We start from the raw sequence: 1,964 nt of genomic DNA on the forward strand, positions 1-1,964 counted from the left end.
GTCCTCAGGGGGCCGAGGCGTCCGGCGCCGTTCCGTCGTCCGCCACCAGATGGCAGGAGACCTGCCGACCGCCACCGCCCGCAAGTCCGCGCAGTCCGCGCAGTCCGCGCAGCGCGGGCGGCTCGGTGCGGCAGCGGTCGACGGCGAGCGGACAGCGGGTGTGGAAGCGGCAGCCCGGGGGCGGATCCAGCGGGCTGGGCAGCTCCCCGCTGAGCACGATCCGGGCGCGCGACCGCTGCGCGTCCGGGTCCGGCACCGGCGCCGCGGACAGCAGTGCCTGGATGTACGGATGCTTGGGGTCGGCGAACAGCTCGGCGGCCGGGGCCTGTTCCACCAACTGCCCCAGGTACATCACCGCGATCCGGTCGGCCAGATACTCGACCGCGGCCAGGTCATGGGTGATGAACAGACAGCCGAAGCGCCGCTCCCGCTGGAGATCCGCCAGCAGATTGAGCACGGACGCCTGAACGGAGACGTCCAGCGCCGACGTCGGCTCGTCGGCCACCAGCAACTGCGGATCGACCGACAGCGCGCGGGCGATCGAGACCCGCTGCCGCTGCCCGCCGGAGAGCTCATGGGGCCGCCGCCGCGCCAGTTCGGGCCGCAGCCCCACCTGGGCCGGCAGCGCGGCGACCCGGTCGCGCAGGGCGTCGCCGGACGCCAGGCGGTGCAGCCGCAGCGGCTGGGCGACGATGGCACCCACGGTCATCCGGGGGTCGAGCGAGGACGACGGGTCCTGGAAGACCAGGTGGAAGTCCTTGCGCAGCGGACGCAGCGCCCGCCTCGACAGCCGGGTCACCTCGCGGCCGTTGATCGTCACGCTGCCCGCGGTCGGCCGGTCCAGCCGTACGGCGCACCGCCCCACCGTCGACTTAGCTGATCCTGAGCGGAGAGCTGCCGCCCGGTTCCCGCGTCAACCCGGAGCGGGAGCTCGCGGAGAGCCTCGGCGTCTCCCGGGGCTCGGTCCGCGAGGCGCTGCGCGCCCTCGCCTCCCGCGGACTGGTCGCCCGGCGCCCCGGCTCCGGCACCGTCGTACTCGACCCCGGGGCCACCCCGCGCGGCGACATCCTCGCCTCGGGGCTCGACGCCACGGCGGAGCTGTTGCAGGTCATGGAGGTGCGTGCGGGTATCGAACCGTCGGTGACCGCGCGCGCCGCCCGGCGAGCCACCCCCGCCGACATCGTCCAACTCCACGCCCTGCTGGACGCGATGCGACGGGAGCCCACGCGGCACGAGTTCACCGACCTGGACCGCACCTTCCACCGCGCCATCGCCCAGTACACCCGCAACCCCCTGCTGCTGCGGCTGCTGGACCGGGTCTACGAGATCGGCGAGCCGGGGCGGCGCGAGACCTCACTGTCCGCCGCGCGCCGGCGCGCCACGATCGAGGAGCACCAGGCCATCCTGCGGGCGATCGAGGCCCGTGACCCGGAGGCGGCCCGTGCCGCCTCCGAGACGCATCTGGACTCGGTGCTGCACCGGATCGAGGAGCAGCGGCGGCGTACGGAGGCGCGGGGTGGGGGTGTCGAGGCGGGCGACGGGGGTGTTGAGGCGGGCGGGAGGTGAGCCCGGCCGTTCCGTACTGGCCCTAGGGACGGACGTACTGGCCCTAGGGACGGACGTACCGGCGCTAGGGCCGGACGTACCGGTCGGGCTTCCCCTGCGGCCAGTTGATGGTGAGGCTCTGGCCGTCGCCGCTGACCACCGCGGTGCCGCCGGAGATGGTCTCGCCCTGGCAGGTCATGGCGACGGCCATGCTCGCGCTGATCGTCCCGGGGCAGGACTTGCCCTGGTATCCCACGGTCAAGGAGCCCCCGGTCACGGTCATGACCAGCGCTTTGCCGTTCGGATCGCGCACCTCGGAGTACCACGTGCCCTGCACGCTCGCCGGGGCCCCCGCGCGGGTGGGCGCGGGGGCCTGCGTCTTCGGGGCCGTGCGGCGGGGCGCCGGGGGGACGCTGTCG

1 protein-coding gene and 3 pseudogenes are annotated in these 1,964 nt (G+C 74.5%); 2 read left to right on the forward strand and 2 right to left on the reverse strand.

Features of this window, described 5'->3' with window-relative positions; translation table 11 throughout:
- Window positions 1-4: 4 nt before the first annotated feature.
- Window positions 5-886, reverse strand: a pseudogene (locus tag KN815_RS47855) (ABC transporter ATP-binding protein); the annotation flags it as partial.
- Window positions 887-894: 8 nt separating this feature from the next.
- Here KN815_RS47855 and KN815_RS51350 point away from each other — a divergent pair.
- A pseudogene (locus KN815_RS51350) lies at window positions 895-975 on the forward strand (GntR family transcriptional regulator); the annotation flags it as partial.
- A gap of 135 nt (window positions 976-1,110) precedes the next feature.
- On the forward strand, window positions 1,111-1,566 hold the full coding sequence (locus KN815_RS47860) for a FadR/GntR family transcriptional regulator (protein ID WP_253209709.1): 456 nt from the start codon (window positions 1,111-1,113) through the stop codon (window positions 1,564-1,566).
- A 64-nt stretch (window positions 1,567-1,630) separates the two neighbouring features.
- Here KN815_RS47860 and KN815_RS47865 read toward each other — a convergent pair.
- Window positions 1,631-1,964: pseudogene (locus tag KN815_RS47865) on the reverse strand (hypothetical protein); the annotation flags it as partial.

The organism is Streptomyces niphimycinicus, from assembly GCF_018883605.1.
In the GTDB taxonomy this organism is placed as follows: Bacteria; Actinomycetota; Actinomycetes; order Streptomycetales; family Streptomycetaceae; genus Streptomyces; species Streptomyces niphimycinicus.